Origin of the sequence: Kocuria salina (genome assembly GCF_013368965.1) — a bacterium.
GTDB lineage: Bacteria > Actinomycetota > Actinomycetes > Actinomycetales > Micrococcaceae > Kocuria > Kocuria rosea.
Genome location: NZ_SSSF01000002.1, coordinates 520656 through 541208, shown reverse-complemented (window position 1 = coordinate 541208; position 20553 = coordinate 520656). Strand labels below are relative to the sequence as shown.

General features: G+C 72.9%; 18 protein-coding genes. 14 read left to right on the top strand and 4 right to left on the bottom strand.

Annotated features, from left to right (window positions below):
• Window positions 1–13 precede the first annotated feature (13 nt).
• From E7Z53_RS06645 to purM, 5 genes are read left to right on the top strand one after another with little or no spacing between them, the layout of a single operon-like run.
• On the top strand, window positions 14–1045 hold the full coding sequence (locus E7Z53_RS06645; protein ID WP_017832570.1) for an asparaginase: 1032 nt from the start codon (window positions 14–16) through the stop codon (window positions 1043–1045).
• A 3-nt stretch (window positions 1046–1048) separates the two neighbouring features.
• Window positions 1049–1414, top strand: coding sequence for a sterol carrier family protein (locus tag E7Z53_RS06640; RefSeq protein ID WP_017832571.1), 366 nt, complete (start codon window positions 1049–1051; stop codon window positions 1412–1414).
• Between the two features lie 10 nt (window positions 1415–1424).
• Entirely contained in the window at window positions 1425–1859 is a 435-nt protein-coding gene (locus E7Z53_RS06635; protein WP_176337419.1) for a hypothetical protein, read from the top strand.
• 5 nt (window positions 1860–1864) lie between these two features.
• Entirely contained in the window at window positions 1865–3646 is a 1782-nt protein-coding gene (gene purF, locus E7Z53_RS06630; RefSeq protein WP_052133019.1) for an amidophosphoribosyltransferase, read from the top strand.
• A gap of 1 nt (window position 3647) precedes the next feature.
• Entirely contained in the window at window positions 3648–4808 is a 1161-nt protein-coding gene (gene purM, locus E7Z53_RS06625) for a phosphoribosylformylglycinamidine cyclo-ligase (protein WP_035928308.1), read from the top strand.
• Between the two features lie 144 nt (window positions 4809–4952).
• Here purM and E7Z53_RS06620 read toward each other — a convergent pair whose 3' ends face one another.
• The 3 genes from E7Z53_RS06620 to E7Z53_RS06610 form a co-directional block, all read right to left on the bottom strand.
• On the bottom strand, window positions 4953–5177 hold the full coding sequence (locus tag E7Z53_RS06620) for a DUF3073 domain-containing protein (RefSeq protein WP_031282554.1): 225 nt from the start codon (window positions 5175–5177) through the stop codon (window positions 4953–4955).
• Window positions 5178–5431: 254 nt separating this feature from the next.
• The gene (gene clpB, locus E7Z53_RS06615; RefSeq protein ID WP_176337418.1) at window positions 5432–8047 is read right to left on the bottom strand and encodes an ATP-dependent chaperone ClpB; all 2616 of its coding nucleotides are present in this window, start codon (window positions 8045–8047) and stop codon (window positions 5432–5434) included.
• Window positions 8048–8308: 261 nt separating this feature from the next.
• Window positions 8309–8884, bottom strand: coding sequence for a hemerythrin domain-containing protein (locus E7Z53_RS06610; RefSeq protein ID WP_176337417.1), 576 nt, complete (start codon window positions 8882–8884; stop codon window positions 8309–8311).
• 225 nt (window positions 8885–9109) lie between these two features.
• On the opposite strand from E7Z53_RS06610, the gene E7Z53_RS06605 reads away from it, so the two are divergent.
• The 9 genes from E7Z53_RS06605 to ppgK all read left to right on the top strand — a co-directional run bounded on the left by E7Z53_RS06605 (window position 9110) and on the right by ppgK (window position 19816).
• Window positions 9110–10462, top strand: a complete 1353-nt coding sequence (locus E7Z53_RS06605) for an MFS transporter (protein WP_043738673.1) — start codon at window positions 9110–9112, stop codon at window positions 10460–10462.
• Window positions 10463–10609: 147 nt separating this feature from the next.
• Window positions 10610–11581 carry a CapA family protein gene (locus E7Z53_RS06600; protein WP_176337416.1) on the top strand — a complete coding sequence of 324 codons (972 nt, stop codon included), beginning with the start codon at window positions 10610–10612 and terminating at the stop codon, window positions 11579–11581.
• A 276-nt stretch (window positions 11582–11857) separates the two neighbouring features.
• Complete coding sequence (locus tag E7Z53_RS06595) at window positions 11858–13543, top strand: ribonuclease J (RefSeq protein ID WP_095650384.1); 1686 nt, start codon at window positions 11858–11860, stop codon at window positions 13541–13543.
• A 91-nt stretch (window positions 13544–13634) separates the two neighbouring features.
• Window positions 13635–14003, top strand: a complete 369-nt coding sequence (locus tag E7Z53_RS06590; RefSeq protein ID WP_017832581.1) for a MerR family transcriptional regulator — start codon at window positions 13635–13637, stop codon at window positions 14001–14003.
• A complete protein-coding gene (locus E7Z53_RS06585) occupies window positions 14000–15571 on the top strand; it encodes an acyltransferase family protein (protein ID WP_176337415.1) in 1572 nt (523 codons plus the stop codon). The genes E7Z53_RS06590 and E7Z53_RS06585 overlap by 4 nt, the downstream gene beginning before the upstream one ends.
• 3 nt (window positions 15572–15574) lie before the next feature.
• Complete coding sequence (locus E7Z53_RS06580; RefSeq protein ID WP_176337414.1) at window positions 15575–16117, top strand: SGNH hydrolase domain-containing protein; 543 nt, start codon at window positions 15575–15577, stop codon at window positions 16115–16117.
• Window positions 16118–16320: 203 nt separating this feature from the next.
• The gene (locus E7Z53_RS06575; RefSeq protein WP_176337413.1) at window positions 16321–17844 is read left to right on the top strand and encodes a SulP family inorganic anion transporter; all 1524 of its coding nucleotides are present in this window, start codon (window positions 16321–16323) and stop codon (window positions 17842–17844) included.
• Window positions 17845–18446: 602 nt separating this feature from the next.
• Window positions 18447–18770 carry a hypothetical protein gene (locus E7Z53_RS06570; RefSeq protein WP_051063728.1) on the top strand — a complete coding sequence of 108 codons (324 nt, stop codon included), beginning with the start codon at window positions 18447–18449 and terminating at the stop codon, window positions 18768–18770.
• A gap of 209 nt (window positions 18771–18979) precedes the next feature.
• On the top strand, window positions 18980–19816 hold the full coding sequence (ppgK, locus tag E7Z53_RS06565; RefSeq protein WP_255219444.1) for a polyphosphate--glucose phosphotransferase: 837 nt from the start codon (window positions 18980–18982) through the stop codon (window positions 19814–19816).
• Here ppgK and E7Z53_RS06560 read toward each other — a convergent pair.
• The gene (locus tag E7Z53_RS06560) at window positions 19786–20394 is read right to left on the bottom strand and encodes a CDP-alcohol phosphatidyltransferase family protein (RefSeq protein WP_176337412.1); all 609 of its coding nucleotides are present in this window, start codon (window positions 20392–20394) and stop codon (window positions 19786–19788) included. The two genes, ppgK and E7Z53_RS06560, sit on opposite strands and share 31 nt — an antisense overlap.
• Window positions 20395–20553 lie beyond the last annotated feature (159 nt).

Below are 20553 nucleotides of genomic sequence, written 5' to 3'. Positions count from 1 at the left end.
ACATACTGGGGCGATGCAGACCTTCACCTCGGACCGTGCCGTGGACCTCGCCGTGCTCGAGCGCAGCGGCTTCGTCGAGTCCCGCCACCGCGGCTCCGCCGTGGTCCTGGACCCGGACGGGGCCGTGGCCGTCGAACTCGGCGACATCGGCACCCCGATCTTCCCCCGCTCCACGCTCAAGCCGTTCCAGACCATCGCCGCCATGAAGGCCGGCGTCCCGCTGCGCGGGGCCCAGGTGGCCATCGCCTCCGCGTCCCACATCGGCTCCTTCGAGCAGCTCGACGCCGTGAGCTCGATCCTGACGGCCGCCGGTCTGACCGAGGACGCGCTCCAGTGCCCGCCCGACTGGCCCGAGGACGAGGAGGTCCGCACGGAGCTCGTGCGGGCCGGCCGCGGCAAGAGCCGGATCTGCATGAACTGCTCCGGCAAGCACGCCGCGTTCCTGTGGGCCTGCACCGAGAACGACTGGCCCACGGACAGCTACCTGGACCCCGAGCACCCCCTGCAGCGGACCGTGCTGGAGACCGTCGAGGAGTTCTCCGGCGAGCGCGTGGCCCACGTGGGCGTGGACGGGTGCGGCGCCCCCCTCGCGGCGATCTCCCTGACCGGCCTCGCCCGGGCGTACTCGACGCTGGGCCGGGCCGCGGGCAACCTCGACGCCGACGCCCGCGCCGCCACGGTCTCCCAGTGCATGCTCGACTACCCGGAGCTCGTGCACGGGCGGGGCAGGTACAACACCGTGGTCATGGAGGAGCTGGACGTCGTGGCGAAGCTCGGCGCGGAGGGCGTGCTCGCGCTCGGCACCCGCACCGGGTGGTCCGTGGCGCTCAAGGTCCTCGACGGCGGGTCCCGCGCCAACGCGCTCATCGGCCTCGCCCTGCTCGCCCACGCCGGGGCCGTGCCCGCCGCGGCGGCCGCCGCGGTGATCGGGCAGGTGGTGCGCCCGGTCATGGGCGGGTCCCGCCCCGTGGGCCGGCTGCGCCTGGCGGACCCCCTCCTGGAGCTGCTCGGCCCGGAGCTGGTCCGGGCGCTCGGGCAGGACTAGGCCGTGGCCCGCCGCCGCGTCGACCCCGCGGACGGGACCCTGGCCCTGAGCGCCTGGCGCGCGGACCCGGACGGCACCCCCCGCCGGACCGTGGCCACCGCCGTGCGCTACACCCTCGAGGAGCTCGCCGAGCGGGTGCCCGGCAACAGCGTGGAGGTGCGCGTCCCGCCCTTCGGCGTGACCCAGTGCGTGGCCGGTCCCCGGCACACCCGCGGGACCCCGCCCAACGTCGTCGAGACCGACGCCCGCACGTGGCTCGGCCTGGTGACGGGGGCCGTGACCTGGCCGGAGGCCGTCGCCTCGGGCGCCGCTGTGGCCTCGGGCACAAGGACCGATCTCGCGGACGCCCTCCCCCTGTTTCCCCGGTAGCCTTGAGGGCATGAGCTCCACTCCCTCCTCCCCCTCCGCGCGCCCGTCCCCGCGGAAGCTCCCGCGCCGGCGCCGCCGGGTGCGGACGGCCGTGCCGCTGGCCGCCTCCGGCAGCCAGCAGATGACCCTGCGCCGCGCCCCGAACATCTGGGCGTTCGTCCTGCTCGGCGGCGTCCTCGGCGCCGTGGTGGGCGTGCTCGTGGGGCTGTCCGGCGGAGGGAGCGCGGAGTTCACCCAGGGGGCCGTGACCCTGTTCATGGTCTCCGTCTGCACGGTCCTGGGCCTGGCGGCCGGCGCCGTCCTGGCCCTCGTGCTGGACCGGGTCTCCGTGGCCCGGGCGCGGGCCGTCACCACCGAGGTCGTGGACGGGGACGACGACGCCCCGTCCGGGGCGTCGGGCGACGCGCCCCGGCCCACCGACCCCCGAAGCTCGAGAGAAGGCTGATCGACGTGGTTCGCCCTGATGGACAACTCAGCCACGACCTGCTCCCCGGAGAGAAGGGCCCCCAGGACGCGTGCGGCGTGTTCGGCGTGTGGGCCCCCGGCGAGGAGGTCGCGAAACTGGCCTACTACGGCCTCTACGCCCTGCAGCACCGCGGCCAGGAGTCGGCCGGCATCGCCGCGAGCGACGGCAACCGCATCGCGGTGTACAAGGACATGGGCCTCGTCTCGCAGGTCTTCGACGAGGCAACCCTCACCACCCTGACCGGTCACCTGGCCGTGGGCCACTGCCGGTACTCCACCACGGGCGGGTCCCACTGGGCCAACGCCCAGCCCACGCTGGGCGCCACCCCGCACGGGACCGTGGCGCTCGCGCACAACGGCAACCTCACCAACTCGGCGGAGCTCTACGAGAAGCTGATCGACAAGTCCGGGTTCCCCTCCCAGGGGGAGATGGCCCAGGGCAACACCACGGACACCGCGCTGGTCACCGCGCTGCTGGCCGAGCACCCGCACGGCTCCCTCGAGGACGCGGCCATGCACCTGCTCCCCCAGCTCGTGGGCTCCTTCTGCCTGGCGTTCATGGACGAGAACGCCCTCTACGCCGCCCGCGACCCGCAGGGCATCCGGCCGCTGGTCCTCGGCCGGCTCGAGCGCGGCTGGGTGGTGGCCTCCGAGACCGCGGCGCTGGACATCGTGGGCGCGTCCCTGGTCCGGGAGATCGAGCCCGGCGAGTTCGTGGTGATCGACGAGCACGGCCTGCGCTCCCAGCGCTTCGCCGAGACCCGCCGCGCCGCGTGCGTGTTCGAGTACGTCTACCTGGCCCGCCCGGACACCACCATCAACGGCCGCTCCGTGTACGAGTCCCGCGTGGAGATGGGCCGCCGGCTCGCCCGGGAGCACGGCATCGACGCGGACCTGGTCATGCCCACCCCGGAGTCCGGGACCCCCGCGGCCATCGGCTACGCGGAGGAGTCCGGCATCCCGTTCGGCAACGGCCTGGTCAAGAACGCCTATGTGGGACGAACGTTCATCCAGCCCTCGGACACCATCCGCCAGCTGGGCATCCGGCTCAAGCTCAACCCCCTGAAGTCCGTGGTGGCGGGCAAGCGGCTCGTGGTCATCGACGACTCGATCGTGCGCGGGAACACCCAGCGGGCCCTCATCCGGATGCTGCGGGAGGCCGGGGCCGCCGAGATCCACGTGCGGATCTCCTCCCCGCCCATCAAGTGGCCGTGCTTCTACGGCATCGACTTCGCCTCCCGCGCGGAGCTGATCGCCAACGGGCTCGGGGTCGAGGAGATCAGGGCGTCCCTGGGCGCCGACTCCCTCGGCTACATCTCCGAGGACGGAATGATCGCGGCCACCCTGCAGGAGCGCGGCGAGCTGTGCACCGCGTGCTTCTCCGGGACGTACCCCACCCGGCTGCCGGACGCCGACAAGCTGGGCAAGAACGTCTTCGAGGTCCGCACGCCCGTGGACTCCTCGCCCCGCCGCGCCCCGGGCGGATCCGCCGTGGCGCAGCGGCCGGAGCACGCCTCCGCCGTGTCCATCGACACCCGCCCCTCGGCCACAGACGGCCTCTCCCGCCGGCCCGCCGAGCGCACCAGCATCTCCGACGAGGACCCCGGCGTCCAGGAGACCTCCACCGGGTGCGACCCCGGGCCCGACGCCGACCTCGAGGACCTCATCCTGCCGGAGGACCGGGTCCCCGCCGCCCGCACCACCACGGGGCCCGCCGGGCCCGGATCCCAGCACGCCGCCCAGCCCGAGACCGCGAAGGACGCCTGACATGGCCCAGCCCCCCTCCTCCACGAACCGCACCGTCACCTACGCCAGCGCGGGCGTGGACGTCGAGGCGGGAGACCGCGCCGTCGAGCTCATGAAGAGCGCGGTCAAGGCCACGCACACCCCCAACGTGATCGGCGGGGTCGGCGGGTTCGCGGGACTGTTCGACGTCTCGGAGCTGCTCACCTACCGCAAGCCCTACCTCGCCACCTCGACCGACGGGGTGGGCACCAAGGTGGCGATCGCCCAGACCCTCGACGTGCACGACACGATCGGCTTCGACCTCGTGGGCATGGTCGTGGACGACATCGTGGTGGTCGGCGCCAAGCCCCTGTTCATGACCGACTACATCGCCACGGGCCGCGTGGTGCCCGAGCGGATCGCGGACATCGTGCGCGGCATCGCCGCGGCCTGCGAGCAGGCCGGCACCGCCCTGGTCGGCGGCGAGACCGCCGAGCACCCGGGCCTGCTGGCCCCGGACGAGTACGACGTGGCGGGGGCCGCCACCGGTGCGGTCGAGGCCGACGAGCTGCTGGGCCCGGACCGCGTGCGCGCCGGCGACGTGGTCATCGGCATGGCCTCCTCCGGCCTGCACTCCAACGGGTACTCCCTGGTCCGCAAGGTCATCAACGTGGCCGGGTGGTCGCTGGACCGGCAGGTCTCGGAGCTCGGCCGCACCCTGGGCGAGGAGCTGCTGGAGCCCACCCGCGTCTACGCCGCCGACGTCCTCGACCTCGCCGCCGCCTTCCCCGTCAACGGCGCGGACCGGACCACGGGCCGCGGTGTCCGCGGCTTCAGCCACGTGACCGGCGGCGGCCTCGCCGCGAACCTCGCCCGGGTGCTCCCCGCCGGGCTCGAAGCCACGGTGGACCGCAGCACCTGGGAGCTGCCCGCGATCTTCCAGCTGATCAGCCAGCTCGGCAACGTCCCCCTCCCCGACCTCGAGCGGACCCTCAACCTCGGCGTGGGCATGGTCGCGATCGTCGACCCGTCGGCGGCCGACGCCGCCGTGGCCCACCTCACGGCCCGGGGCCTGCCCTCGTGGGTCATGGGCACCGTGGACGGGATCGACCCGGACGCGGACCACGGCGGGCCCGACTGGGTGCAGGGCGCCAAGGGCGTGGACGGCGGCGCGGTGCGCATGGTCAACGCCTACACGGGCTGATCCGGCCTGCAGAGCCCCGGAGGAACAGCGAACGCCCCGCCGGCCGGCGGGGCGTTCGATGTTCGCGGGGACGCGAAGAAGGTGCTCGTCCTGGACGGGCACCTTGTTGCGTCGTGCGGTGGAGACGAGCGGAGTTCCCGGTGGCTACCGGCGGAAGTCCTCGTCGTAGTCGTCGGCGTACTTGTCGACGTAGGCCGAGTAGTCGTCCTCGTCCTCCTCGACGGTCTCCTGGACCGGCTCCCGCAACGGGGGCATCTGCTCGCTGCCGCGCAGTTCCCGCTGGAGTGCCGTGAGGTCGGTCTGCGGGCTGAAGTACTTCATCTCCCGCGCCTGCCGTGTCGCCTTCGCCTTTTGACGGCCGCGCCCCATGGCGTGACCCCCTCTGTCTCTTGGTCCGGACGGCGGCACTCTGGCACAGAGTACGGCCCCGGAAATGTCGTATGAATGGTTCGTGAGACCAGGGTACATGGTTTGTCAGCCCGTTGCGCCCGGCCCGGGACCGGCGCGGTGGACTGTCGGCAACCTCACGGGAGGCGGGCGGAACGCGGTCGGGGAGCCCCGGCGGCGGGCCGTCGCCGGGACTCCCCGACGGCGACCCGCCGGCCGGCGGCGCGCCCCGCAGCTCAGTCCGCGGCGTGCGCCCGCTCGGACACGGCGGTGACGGTGAGCCCGTCCGCCACGACGTCGGCGTCGACGTCCACCCGGACCGCGTCCCCGTCCACGACCGCCCCGGAGAGGATCGCCCTGGCGAGCTTGTCCCCGATCTCCCGCTGCACCAGCCGGCGCAGCGGCCGGGCACCGTAGGCCGGGTCGTAGCCGGTGAGGCCCAGCCACTCGGTGGCCGCGGGCGTGACCTCCAGGCGCAGGCGGCGCTGGTCCAGGCGCTCGGCGAGCTGGGCGACCTGGATGTCCACGATCTTCGACAGGTCGGACGTGGACAGCGGGTCGAACAGGATCACGTCGTCGAGCCGGTTCAGGAACTCGGGCTTGAACGAGGCGTTGACCACGTTCATCACCGCCTGCTTCTTCGCCTCCGGCTCGATGGTCTGGTCCACCAGGAACTGGCTGCCCAAGTTGGAGGTGAGGATCAGGATCACGTTGCGGAAGTCCACCGTGCGTCCCTGCCCGTCGGTGAGCCGGCCGTCGTCGAGCACCTGCAGCAGGATGTCGAAGACGTCCGGGTGGGCCTTCTCGATCTCGTCCAGCAGGACCACCGAGTACGGGCGGCGCCGCACGGACTCGGTGAGCTGGCCGCCCTCCTCGTAGCCGACGTAGCCCGGAGGGGCGCCGACCAGCCGGGAGACCGTGTGCTTCTCCCCGTACTCGGACATGTCGATCCGCACCAGCGCGCGCTCGTCGTCGAACTGGAACTCCGCGAGGGACTTCGCGAGCTCGGTCTTGCCCACGCCGGTGGGACCCAGGAACAGGAAGGAGCCGATCGGCCGGTTCGGGTCGGAGATGCCGGCGCGCGAGCGGCGCACGGCGTCGGCGACGGCCTGCACGGCCCGGTGCTGGCCGATGAGCCGCTTCCCGAGCACCTCTTCCATGTGCAGCAGCTTCTCGGTCTCGCCCTGGAGCATGCGCCCGGCGGGGATGCCGGTCCAGGCCGAGATCACCTCGGCGACGTCGTCGGCCGTGACCTCCTCGGAGACCATGGTGTCGTGCGGGGCGGAGGTGTCCTCCTGCTCCTGGGCGGCGTCGAGCTCCTTCTGCAGCGCCGGGATCTCGCCGTAGAGCAGCCGGGAGGCCTCGGCGAGGTCGCCCTGGCGCTGGGCCATCTCCGCCTGCGAGCGCAGGTTGTCGATCCGCTCCTTGAGGTCGCCGACGCGGTTCAGGCCGGCCTTCTCGGCCTCCCACCGGGCGTTGAGGGCGTCCAGGTCCGCCTTCTTGTCGGCCAGCTCCTGGCGCAGCGCGGCGAGGCGCTCGACGGACGCGGGGTCGGTCTCGCGCTCCAGCGCCAGCTCCTCCATGGTCAGGCGGTCGACGGCGCGGCGCAGCTGGTCGATCTCCTCCGGCGCGGAGTCGATCTCCATGCGCAGCCGCGAGGCTGCCTCGTCGACCAGGTCGATGGCCTTGTCCGGCAGCTGCCGGCCCGGGATGTACCGGTTGGACAGCGTGGCCGCCGCGACGAGCGCGGCGTCCGCGATCTGCACCTTGTGGTGGGCCTCGTAGCGCTCCTTGAGCCCGCGCAGGATCGCCACGGTGTCCTCCACGGAGGGCTCGCCGACGTAGACCTGCTGGAAGCGGCGCTCCAGGGCGGCGTCCTTCTCGATGTTCTCGCGGTACTCGTCCAGGGTGGTCGCGCCGATCAGGCGCAGCTCGCCGCGGGCCAGCATGGGCTTGAGCATGTTCCCGGCGTCCATCGAGCCCTCGGCGGCGCCGGCGCCGACCACGGTGTGGATCTCGTCGATGAAGGTGACGATCTGCCCCTCCGAGTCCTTGATCTCCTCGAGCACGGCCTTGAGCCGCTCCTCGAACTCGCCGCGGTACTTGGCGCCGGCCACCATGGACCCGAGGTCCAGGGAGATCAGCGTCTTGCCGCGCAGCGACTCGGGGACGTCCCCGGCGACCATGCGCTGGGCGAGGCCCTCGACGACGGCGGTCTTGCCGACGCCGGGCTCGCCGATCAGAACGGGGTTGTTCTTGGTGCGGCGGGACAGCACCTGCACCACGCGCCGGATCTCGGAGTCCCGCCCGATGACGGGGTCCAGCTTGCCCTCGCGGGCCATGGCGGTCAGGTCGGCGCCGAACTTCTCGAGCGCCTGGAAGGTGCCCTCGGGGTTGGGTGTGGTCACGCGGCGGTCTCCTCTCACGGACGGGACGGCGGTCCTCAGCTGGTCGGGTCCGGCGCCCGCGCCCCGCAGGATCTCCCCGACCTTCCCCTCCTGCTGGGCGAGGCCGTACAGGAGGTGCTCGGTGGAGATGTACTCGTCGCCGAGGGACTGGGCGAACTGCTCCGCGGCCTGGATGACCTGCAGCGCGCCCCGGTTGAACTGGGCCTGAGCCGTGGAGGAGCCGGACGCGGAGGGCAGGGCCTTGATGGCGGCGCTGGCCTGCGCGGAGACGGCGTCGACGTCGGCCCCGGTGGCCTTCAGGACGGCGACGGCCACACCCTCCCGCTGGTCCATGAGGGCCTTGAGGAGGTGGGCGGGCTCGACCTGCGGATTGCCCGCGGTCGAGGCGTTGGTGGAGGCGGCGGAGAGCGCCTCCTGGGACTTGGTGGTGAACTTGGTCTCCACTGCGGCTCCTTGGCGAGGGACGTTCTGGAACGGATCGGGGACGAACCGGCCCGGCGCCGATCACCAGTGGATGCGGCCGGGCAGTTCAGCTAACTTGAGTTTAGCGCACTCAACTCCCGGGCAACAGGGGTCTGTGCCCGCTCGGTGCCGGCGACCCGCCGTGGTCCCACGGAACAGCACGGACCCCCGCCGGGCGAGCCTCGCGAGGCGCTCGTCCAGCAGGGGTCCGTGCAGTGCTGTCCGCGGGGGACCGTCGCCCGGCTAGCCGGTGCTCCGGTCCGTCAGCCGGTCCCGGAGCCGGTCGACCATGCCGACGCCGGGCCCGACGGTCTTGTGGAACAGCTCCGAGTGCGGCGCGGAGGGGTGCGGCCGGGTCGGCGCCACCTTCTTGGCGTTCTGCACCTTCCGGCCCAGTTCCACGAGGTCCTCGGCCGGGATGTGCGCCCGCAGCTTCGGGAACTGGTCGGACTCCTCGTCCTCGATGTGGTGGCGCAGCTGCGACTGCATCTCGCGGATCAGCTCCATGAACGCCGGCTCGGAGGCGTCGACGCCCTCCACCTGCTTCATGACCCGGACGAGATCGTCGTGCTCCTTCTTGTCGTGCTCGACCTCCTCGGCGCCGCCGGGCAGGTGCTTCTCCATCACCGGGTAGACGTGCATCTCCTCCGCGACGGCGTGGCGCATGACCTCCGCGATCACGGTGTCGGCCAGGTCCCTGCGCCGGGCGGCGTCCGGGGCGCCCCCGATCTGGCCGAGCAGTTCGAGCATCTCCCGGTGGTCGGTGGTGAGGATGTCGATGACATCGGTGTCCGGACCCGCAGCGTGGGTGTCGGTCATGGGACGCGCCTCCTTGAAGTCGTGGTTCCCGGTTTCGTGGGCGGCATGACGAGGCCCTGGAACCCGAGCGCGACACATATCACACGGATGCCCGATTTGTCCAAGATCACAGGCCCGAACCGTTGGATGCCCTCGACATCCTCCGTAGCATCGAGGTTTCCACCCGTTCGGCCCGACGACGCGCCTTCCACCCGCACGCCCATGTTCCGCACGGAAGGATCCGCCATGTCCGCACCTCGCACTGCCGTGCTCCAGGTGATCAACGCCCCGGACCGCACCGGCACCCGCTTCGCCCTCTTCGCCCTCGCCCTCGGCGGCTTCGGCGTGGGCACCACCGAGTTCGCCTCGATGGGCCTGCTCCCCTTCATCGCCGAGGACCTCGACGCCTCGATCCCCTCCCTCGGGCACGCCATCTCCCTCTACGCCCTGGGCGTGGTCGTCGGCGCACCCCTCATCACGTCCCTGACCGCCCGGGTGGAGCGCAAGAGGCTCCTGCTCGGACTGATGGTCGCCTTCACCGCCGGCAACGTCCTGTCCGCGGCCGCGCCGTCCCTCGAGTGGCTGTACGTGGCGCGCTTCCTCTCCGGCCTGCCCCACGGCGCCTACTTCGGGGTCGCCGCGGTGGTGGCCTCCTCCCTGGTGCCGCGCGAGCGGCGCGGCACCGCCGTGGCCCGCGTGGCGCTCGGCCTGACGGTCGCCAACATCGTGGGCGTCCCCCTGGCCGCCGTGCTCGGCGGGAGCCTGGGCTGGCGGGCCGGGTACGGGCTCGTGGTGGTCATCGGCCTGCTCACCGTCGCGGCCCTCGCCCTCTGGATCCCCCGCACCCGCAAGGGCGGCGGCGTCTCCGTGGCCCAGGAGGTCCGTGCCCTGGGGCGGCCCCAGGTGGCCCTGACCCTGCTGGCCGGGGCGGTCGGCTTCGGCGGCATGTTCGCGGTCTACACGTTCGTCTCCCCGATCCTGACCGAGCTCAGCGGCCTCGACATCTCGATGGTGCCGTGGGTGCTGGCCGTGTACGGCGTGGGCATGACCGCGGGCTCCCTGCTGGCGGGCCCGCTGCTGGACCGGTCCATCGAGAAGACCGCCCTGGGCGCGGGGGCCGTCTCCGGGGTGGCGCTGGCCTTCTTCGGCCTGTTCGCCCACTCCGCGGTCGCGGCCGTGCTCGGCGTGCTCTGGATCGGCGCCATGGGCGCCCTCTTCAGCACCGCGCTGCAGATGCGCCTGCTGCGCGAGGCCAAGGACGCCCCGTCCCTGACCGCCGCCATGAACCACGCGGCGTTCAACCTGGCCAACGCGATGGGCGCCTTCCTCGGCGGCGCCGTCATCACCGCCGGCTGGGGCTACCGCTCCCCCGCCTGGGTGGGCGTCGGACTGGCCGTGGCCGGTCTGCTCATCCTGGGCTACGCGACCCGCCTGCACCGCACGGGGGGCGTCCCCGCCTCCTCGCCCGTGCGCACCGGGCCCTCCTGGGCCTACCAGGCCGTCTCCGACCTGTCCGTGCTCCTGCCGGAGCCGGCGCAGCTGCGCCCGGCCGCGGCGAACAGCGCCCGGATGACCGACTGGGCCGATCTGGGCCGGTGACCGGTGGCCGCCGGCGCCTCCTGCCTCCCGGGCGGGCGGCGCCGGCGGAGCCGCGTGGTCCCCGTGACCGGGACGGCCACCACCGGCCGCTCTTGTCCGCCCGCGGGCCAGGGACCACGATGGGAGCGTCCGGACAGGAGGCGGCTCATGCGGATCGCACTCGTCGGCGATGTCATGCTCGGCCGGCTGGTCGACGAGCGGCTGCGCCACGAGGGCCCGGCCCATCCGTGGGGGGACGTCCTCCCCCTGCTCGCACCGGCGGACCTGCGGTTCGCGAACCTCGAGTGCGTGCTCGCCGACGACGGCCCGCCCTGGCCCGGCAAGCGGTTCCACTTCCGCTCGGACCGAAAGAACGTCGCGAGCCTGGAGGCCGCCGGCGTCGACGTCGTCTCGCTGGCGAACAACCACGTGCTCGACCACGGCGTGGAGGCCATGCGGGAGATGCTCCCCCTGCTCGACGAGCACGGCATCCTGCACACCGGGGCGGGCCCGGACGCGGAGGCGGCACGACGCCCCGCGGTCTGCACCCGGGCCGGGACCGCGGTGGGCTTCCTCGCCTTCACGGACAACGAGCCGGGCTGGGCTGCGGGCTCCGCGTCCCCCGGCGTCCACCACGTGCCCGTCGACCTCGCCGACGACCGCGCTCGGGACCTCCTGCAGCTCGTCCGGCGGACCCGGGAGCGCACCGGCCTCCTCGTCGTCTCCGCCCACTGGGGACCCAACTGGGGCGCGCAGGTGCCGCCGGAGCACCGCGCGTTCGCCCACGCGCTGGTGGAGGCCGGGGCGGACGTGGTCTTCGGCCACTCCCCGCACGTCTTCCGCGGCGTCGAGGTGCACCGCGGCCGGCCGGTGATCTACGGCGCCGGGGACTTCGTCGACGACTACGCCGTCCGTCCCGACGAGCGCAACGACCAGTCCTTCGTCTTCCTGCTCGACGTCCGGGACGGCCTGCCCCGCCGCCTGCGCCTGCACCCCACGGTGATCGAGGACCTCCGGGCGAGGACGGCCACCGCCGAGGCCCGGGGCATCGCACGGCGGATGGAGCGGCTCAGCGCCGCGCTCGGCACGCGGTGCACGTGGCGCGACGACGAGCAGTGCCTCGACCTCGCGCTGGACTGAGGCCCTCCCGCTGTCCCGCCGCGAGCGCGCGGAGGACCCGCACCGGCCCCCCTTCCCGCCCGGCCGACGACCGGTCACCGCCTCCTGCGGGCCCTCGCCGGGGCGGTCCGTTCCCCGTCCGCGCCGCCCGGCGGTCCGCCGCGACCCTGACCCGACGTTAGAGTTGTCCCAGACTTCTCGGGGCCGTCAGGTCCCGGACGCGGCCCCGGCTCGACGCGAGCCGCCCGCACGACCTTGCTCCACCCCACGTTGAACCCACGATGAAAGCGGAATCCTTTGACCATTTCCTCCCGCAAGCTCAAGTCCCCGCCCCCGCTGCCCTCCGGGGGCCTGCGGATCACCCCGCTGGGCGGTCTGGGCGAGATCGGACGCAACATGACCGTCTTCGAGCACGCCGGCAAGCTGCTCGTCGTCGACTGCGGCGTGCTGTTCCCCGAGGAGCACCAGCCGGGCATCGACGTGATCCTGCCCGACTTCACCTCCATCCGGCACCGGTTGGGCGACATCGTCGGCATCGTGCTCACCCACGGCCACGAGGACCACATCGGGGGCGTGCCGTACCTGCTCAAGGAGCGCCCGGACATCCCGGTCATCGGCTCCGAGCTGACCCTGGCATTCATCACGTCCAAGCTCAAGGAGCACCGGATCACCCCGAAGGCGGTCCACGTCGAGGCCGGGGACACCCACAAGGCGGGCCCGTTCGAGTGCGAGTTCGTCGCGGTCAACCACTCGATCCCGGACAGCCTGGCCGTGGCGATCCGCACGGACGCCGGGCTGGTGCTGCACACCGGGGACTTCCGGATGGACCAGTTCCCGCTGGACGACCGGATCACCGACCTGCGCCACTTCGCCCGCCTGGGCGACGAGGGCGTGGACCTGTTCCTCACCGACTCCACCAACGCCGAGGTCCCCGGTTTCACCACCTCGGAGCAGGAGCTGACGCCGGCGATCAACCAGGTCTTCGCCACCGCCCCGAAGCGGATCATCGTCTCCAGCTTCGCCAGCCACGTCCACCGGATCCAGCAGGTCCTCGACGCCGCCCACGCCCACGGGCGCAAGGTCGCCTTCGTGGGCCGGTCCATGGTCAAGAACATGGGCATCGCCCGGGACCTGGGCTACCTGAAGATCCCGCGCGGGCTGGTGGTCGACTTCAAGAAGCTCCAGTCCATGCCGGACGCCAAGGTCACCCTGGTGTGCACCGGCTCCCAGGGCGAGCCCCTGGCCGCGCTCTCGCGCATGGCCAACGAGACGCACCAGATCCAGCTCAACGCCGGGGACACGGTGCTCATGGCGAGCTCGCTGATCCCGGGCAACGAGAACGCAATCTACGGCATCATCAACAAGCTCACCGATCTCGGCGTGAAGGTCGTGCACAAGGGCAACGCCAAGGTCCACGTCTCCGGCCACGCCTCGGCCGGGGAGCTGGTCTACTGCTACAACATCGTCAAGCCCACCCACGTGCTGCCCGTGCACGGGGAGTCCAAGCACCTGCACGCCAACGCCGAGCTGGCGGTCCGCACCGGTGTCGACCCGGAGAACGTGCTGATCGGCCGGGACGGCACCGTCATCGACCTCGTCGACGGCCGGGCACGGATCTCCGGGCAGGTGGAGGCCGGTCTGGTCTACGTCGACGGCCACACCGTGGGCAAGGTCACCGAGGAGACCCTGGTGGAGCGCCGGCTGCTGCAGGAGGGCGGCGTGGTCACGGTCGTGGCCATCGTCGACGCCGACACCAACGCGCTCGCCGAGCCGCTGGAGTTCCTGGCGAAGGGCTTCGTCCACGACGAGCACGTCTTCGACGGGGCCGCCGACAAGGTGAAGAACGCCCTGGCGCGCCCGGCCACGTCCAAGGTCGCCGATCTCGAGAAGCTCGAGTCGATCATCGCCGAGACCGTCTCCCGCCACCTGGAGCGCGCCTACCGGCGGGCCCCGCTGGTGACGGTCGTCGTCGTCGACGCCTGAGCCGCACGACCGCCCGGTCCCGGCCCCGGCCCCGGGGCCGGGACCGGGCGGTTGGTAGACTCGGGGTCCCCTGATTCCTGGAGGTCGTTCGATGCCGCAGCGCGTCCGCGGAGGCACCATGCAGATCGGCGAGCTCGCCGATCGGACCGAGCTGTCCCTGCGCACCATCCGCCACTACGACGAGGTGGGCCTGCTGCCGGCCTCGCGCACCGAGGGCGGGTTCCGCGTGTACACGGAGCGGGACGTGGAACGGCTCACCCACATCAAGCGGATGAAGCCGCTCGGCTTCTCCCTGGAGGAGATGGCCGAGCTGCTCGAGCTGCTCGGCGCCGACGAGCCCGCAGAGGCCCGGCTCGCCGACTACCTCGAGCGGGCCCACCCCGAACGGGACCGGCTGGCCAGGAAGCTGGCCCAGGCGGACGAGTTCATCGCGATGCTGGAGCAGCGGCTCCGGCGATGACCGAGCGCTCGACGAGCTGCGCCGCCGTGCCCGTGGCGGTCCTCCGCAGCCCGTCCCCGCGGACCGCCCACCGCCCGGACCTGCAGGGTCTGCGCGGGGTGGCCGTGCTGCTGGTGGTGGTCTTCCACGTGTGGACCGAGAAGGTCTCCGGCGGGGTGGACATGTTCTTCGTGCTCTCCGCGTTCCTGCTCACCGGCTCCTTCGCCCGCCGGATCGAGCACGGCCGGCCCCTGGCACTGCCGGCCTACTGGGCCCGGACCTTCGCCCGGCTGCTGGGCCCGGTGGCGGTGCTGCTGCTGGCCGTGCTCGCCGCGGTGTTCCTCTGGTTCCCGCCCAGCCGGTGGGCCGAGCTGCTGGCCCAGGCCTGGGGGTCGCTAATCTACGTCGTGAACTGGGTGCTGGCGGACCAGGCCGTGGACTACTACGCCGGCAACTCCGCGGCCACGACCCCGCTGCAGCACATGTGGTCGCTGTCGGTGCAGGGCCAGGTGTTCCTGGTGTGGCCGCTGCTGCTGGCCGGGGCCGCCGTGACGGCCCGGCGGACCGGGACCGGGTTCCGCCCGGTGGCCTGGGTCGTGTTCGCCGCCGTGTTCGCCGGCTCGCTGGCCTGGTCGGTGGTGGCCACCGCGGCCGGGCCCGAGGCGGCCTACTTCAGCACCCTGACCCGGCTGTGGGAGTTCGCCCTGGGCTCCATGGCAGCCCTGGCCCTGGCCGGCTCCGGCACCGCGCGGACGGCCTCCCGGCGCCGGAGCGCCCCGGCCCGGGTGACCGGGGTGGTCCTGGGCTGGGCCGGGCTGGCCGCGATCCTGGCCACCCCCTTCCTCATCGGCCCCGACACCCGCTTCCCCGGCACCGTCGCCCTGGCCCCCACCCTGGGGGCCGCGGCGATCCTGCTCGGCGGTGCCCTGGCACCCGACGCCCGGACCGGCGCTGCCCGGCTCCTGTCGGCGCGTCCGCTGCAGTGGTTCGGGGACCGCGCCTACGGGATCTACCTGTGGCACTGGCCGTTGCTGATCACCTATCTGCTGCTCACGGCCCGGGACACCGTGCCGGTGCCGGCCGGACTCGGGATCCTGGCCGCCTCGGTGGTCCTCACCCGGGTCACCGCGCTGCTGCTGACCGGCTGGCGCGCCCTGCCCGGGATCCGTGCTCGCAGCGGGATCCGGCTGATCGCCACCGCCCTGCTCGTGGCGGTACCGCTCACCGGCGCCCACCAGTACACGGTGCTGCGCGACCCCACCGCCGGGGCGGAACGCACCGCGCAGAACTACCCCGGCGCCGCGGTGCTGCGCGGGGAGGCGAGCGAGGTCCCGGACGTGCCGATCATCCCCACCGAGGACGAGCGCGACCAGGAGTGGGGCGACACCGGGGACCCTTGTCCCCCCGAGCGGACCCCGCCGGGCATCGCCGAGCTGGGCGAGTGCAGGATCATCGCCCCCGACCCGGACCCCGCCGGCGGCACCGATCCGGGCGGCACCGACCCCGGTCTGACCCTGGTGGTCCTCGGGGACTCCCACGCCCGGCAGCTGCTCACGCCGATCCACCGGGTCGCCGACGCCCAGGGCTAGACGGTGGTCTCCTATCTGCGCAACGCCTGCCGCTACACGAGCGAGTCGGAGAACTACCAGGCCGAGTGCAACGACTTCAACACCGCGGCCCGGGAGGCGGTCCTGGAGACCGAGCCCGACGCGGTGCTGACCATCGGCACCCTCAGCCTGCCCGAGGCCCCGCACGAGAAGCTCGTCGAGGGCTACGAGGCCGGTGTGCAACCGTTCCTGGACGCCGGCATCCCGGTGCTGGCCTTCCGCGACAAACCGCGCTTCCCCTACGACATGTTCGAGTGCGTGGAGACCTACGGGCCCGACCGCGACCGCTGCAACGTCCCCCGCTCCGAGTCGCTGCTCCCCGTCAACCCGCTGGAGGAGCTGGCCGCCCGGCACGAGGACCTGCACAGCATCGACCTCACCGACCGGCTGTGCACCGGGACCACCTGCCCCGGGGTGGTCGGCAACATCATGGTCTCCCGCGACCTCGACCACGTCACCTCCAGCTACGGCGAGACGCTGGTGCCCGACGTCGAGGAGCGCCTGCTGGCCGCCCTCGACCGGACGTGAGCCACCTCTCCCCCGCCCCGCGGCCGAGGACCCTACCCTCACGTTAGGATAGGGTGACGACGCGGTCCCCGCCGGAGCGCCTCCGCACCCGGACGCCGCACCGCCCGCGCGACGCCGTGTCCACCCGCATGCGCAGCACCCGGGACGACCCCAGCCCTTCCGCCCAGCCTCCCCCGCCCTCCTCCCCTGCGAACGGAGCCTCCTTGGCCACCACGACAGCCGGCCCCGCGGCCGACCTCACGCCCGAGCAGCGCCAGTCGGTGCGCCTGACCCTCCGGTCCCCCCGTCACCTCAAGACCGAGGTCCTGGCCGGGCTCGTGGTGGCCCTGGCGCTCATCCCGGAGGCGATCGCCTTCTCGATCATCGCCGGGGTGGACCCCCGCCTGGGCCTGTTCGCGTCCTTCACCATGGCCGTGACCACCGCCGTGCTGGGCGGCCGGCCCGCGATGATCTCCGCTGCCACCGGCGCGGTGGCGCTGGTGATCGCCCCGCTGGTGGCCTCCCACGGCATCGACTACTTCATCGCCGCGGTGATCCTGGCCGGGGTCTTCCAGGTGGTCCTGGCCCTGATCGGCGCGGCGCGGCTGATGCGCTTCATCCCGCGCTCGGTCATGGTGGGCTTCGTCAACGCCCTGGCCATCCTGATCTTCAGCTCCCAGATCCCCGAGCTGATCGGGGTGCCCTGGGCCGTCTACCCACTGACGGCCCTGGGCCTGGCCATCGTGTTCCTGTTCCCCCGGCTGACCGGCGCGGTCCCCGCCCCGCTGGTGGCCATCGTGGTGATCACCGCGATCGTGGTGCCGATGGGCATGGACGTGCCGAGCGTCGGCGACAAGGGCGAGCTGCCCGAGTCCCTGCCGTCGCTGTTCTTCCCCGACGTCCCGCTGGACCTGGAGACCTTCCGGATCATCGCCCCGTTCGCCCTGACCATGGCGCTGGTGGGCCTGCTCGAGTCGCTGATGACGGCCAAGCTCGTCGACGACATCACCGACACGCGCTCGAACAAGACCCGAGAGTCCTGGGCGCAGGGCGCGGCCAACATCGTGACCGGCTTCTTCGGCGGGATGGGCGGGTGCGCGATGATCGGCCAGACGATGATCAACGTGCGCGCCTCGGGGGCCCGCACCCGCATCTCCACCTTCCTGGCCGGGATCTTCCTGCTGCTCCTCGTCGTGACCCTCGGCGAGGTCGTGGCGGTCATCCCGATGGCGGCCCTGGTGGCCATCATGATCTTCGTGTCCTGGGCGACGTTCGACTGGCACTCGGTCCGCCCCTCGACCCTGGCGCGGATGCCCCTCCCGGAGACCCTGGTGATGCTCTCCACCGTGGCCGTGACCGTGTGGACGCACAACCTCGCCCTCGGCGTGATCGTGGGGGTGCTCGTGGCGATGGTCGCCTTCGCCCGCCGGGTGGCCCACTTCGTCACCGTCGACCGTGCGCTCGAGCGGCGCGACGGCCGGGAGACGGCGGTCTACACCGTGCACGGGGAGCTGTTCTTCGCCTCCTCCAACGATCTCTACACGATGTTCGACTACGCCGGGGATCCCCAGCGGATCGTCATCGACTTCTCCGACTCCCATCTCTGGGACGCCTCCACCGTCGCCGCCCTGGACTCCGTGACGGACAAGTACGCCCACTACGGCAAGGACGTGGCGATCGTCGGGCTCAACCAGGCCAGCCGCCGGATGCGGGTGCGCCTGGGCGGAATGCTCAACTCCGAGCACTGACCCGGCACACCCGCCCGGCGCCGCGGCACGGCGCCCGAGCACACTCTGCCGGGCTGTGCATTTGCGATCACAACCCTTTGTGTCTGCATGTGAACTGGGTCACACGACGGGTCTTGCCGTACGCCGTGGGATGGAGCATCGTTGCTTCTCACCAGGGGATTCTGTGGTCCGCCAAGGATCATCCCCCGGCTCCCGCACCGTCGACCGACAGCGCGCCGCCTCCGGACTCCGGGGGGCGTCACCCGCATCGGGTCCGGGCGCGGGAGCAGTAGGGAGCGGGGCCGGCTGGGGGGCCGCCCCGCTCACCTTCTGTGTGCCGGCCTCGTCCGCTTCTGTGTGCCGGCCTCGTCCGCCGGCACCCCCGCACCCCGCTCCGCCCGGCCCCGTCGGTGGTGCCGTCCGGCCCCGGGCGTCCGGAGGAAGCACCGACGGTCCGGAAAACGCACGCACCCGGGCTCCGTGTGGTGCCCCGAGGGCCCACCCGGAACCATGATGGGGGCGGCGGCGCCACCGCGCCGCCACGGACGGTCCCGGACCGCTGCGCAGCGTCGCGCCCGGTCCGGGACCGTCCTCGGAGCGACGCACCGCAGTGAGGGGGGACCGTGGACGACGACAGGATCGGAGCCGTGCAGGCACGCCTCGCCCGGCACGCCGTCGAGCGCGCCGGTCTCGACGCGGCCCGGGTCTGGTGGCACTGCTTCCAGCTCGGCGGCGAGGCCGGGATGCTGGAGGTCGACGCGTACCTGCACGGGTGCCTGAGACTGCCGGCCGCCCACCGCGACCTGCTCGCCCGCGCGGTCAACGGACTCGTCCGGGACGCGCCCGTCGCCCGGGTGCCGTTCTCGTGGGAGATCGACGCGGGCTCCCGGGACGACGCCGGCCCGCAGGACCGCGGCAGCGCACCGGGCCTCTGGCCGCGCGCCTGAGCCGGCACCTCCACCGCGACGGATCCTCCTCGGAGCCCCCCGAGCCGTGCCTCGCGCGCGGCGCCACCTCCACGGCCCCGGCGGCCGCGGTGGCAGAATGGTCCGGGGTGCCGGCCCCGACGACGGCCCGCACCCGGTCGGGCGCAGCAAGCCGGACGCAGCGCGCCCGTCGTCGTCCCCGTGCCCCCACCTCGACCCTAGGATGTCGGATGGCCCATCTCTCGCCCCGCCCCGTCCCAGCCCCCGCGCCGACCGGCTGGTCGACCCTGCACCGGCACCACATCGGGGTGGACGTCGGCGGCACCCTGATCAAGTACGCGGCCGTGGACATGGCCGACGGCGAGCTGACCACTCCGGTCCTCCAGCGCCCCACCCCCGTCCCCGCCACGCCGGATGCCCTGGCGGAGCAGCTCGTGCTCATCGTGCAGGAGCTCGCCGCCGGTCCCCAGGCCCCGCACCCGGAGGCCAGCGTGGGAGTGGCGCTCCCCGCGATCATCCGCCACGGCGTGGCCCGCTCCGCCGCGAACATCGACGACGCGTGGATCGGCCTGGACGTCCACCGGTTCCTCACGGAGCGGCTGGGACGCACCGTCCACGTCCTCAACGACGCCGACGCCGCGGGCCTGGCCGAGCTCCGCTACGGCGCCGGGCGCGGGGCCAGCGGCACCGTCCTGGTCATCACCCTGGGCACCGGCATCGGCTCGGCGCTGTTCGTGGACGGGAAGCTGGTGCCCAACGTCGAACTGGGCCACCTGGAGCTCGGCGGGGTCGACGCCGAGGTGCGGGCCTCGGCGGTGGCCCGGGAGCGGGAGGGACTGGACTGGCCGGACTACGCCGAGCGTCTCCAGCAGTACTTCGCGCACCTGGAGTTCCTCTTCTCACCGGACCTGATCGTGGTCGGCGGCGGGATCTCCGCCCGGCACGAGGACTTCCTGCCCCGTCTGCGCCTGGACACGCGCGTCGTCCCGGCCGAGCTGCGCAACGCGGCGGGCATCATCGGCGCCGCCCGGCACGCCTACCTCGCCGTGCCGCCGGCGTCGGCCTGACCTCGGAGGGCCTGGCGGAAGTACTGCACGCCCGCCAGGACGTGCAGGACGGCGGCCACCTGGACCATGACCCGGCCGACGTCCGTCACCTCGGGGGTGGACCAGGCGGGCCCCGCCAGGACGAGCACGGTCCCCACCATGAGCAGGGCGGTCTTCGCCTTGCCGACCGTCGTGACCCGCAGGGTGCCGAGGGACCGCCGGACCAGGGTGGCGATCCCCACCACGACGTCGACGACCGCGATGACGATCAGCACCCACCAGGGGAACAGCCCGACGATGCTCGCGGCCACGGCGATCGCCACGGTCCCCAGCCGGTCGGCGATGGGGTCCATGACCTCCCCGACCCGGCTGCGCTGCCGGAGCGCCCGGGCCAGGGCGCCGTCGACCCAGTCCGTCAGGGAGAAGAGGGCGACGAGGACCAGCGCGCGCACCGGCCGCTCGTCGATGTCGAGGACGGCCAGAACGGCCGGGACGATGAGCGCGAACCGCACCACCGAGACCACGTTGGGCACCGTGAGCACCCGGTCGTAGTACGGCGACTCCGCCGGCTCGACCGCGTTCTGGTGCTGCTGTGCCATGTGCCTCGTCCCGTCCTCCGGCGCTCCCGGGCGAACGGTCCGCGCCCGTCGGTGCTGCCCTCGAGACTATCTGGTCGGCGCCGGGCGGCCCGGGAGATGACGCCGCCCGGCGCGAGGGCCGGCACGGTCCCTGGCCGCACACGGGCCGCCCGGGCAGAA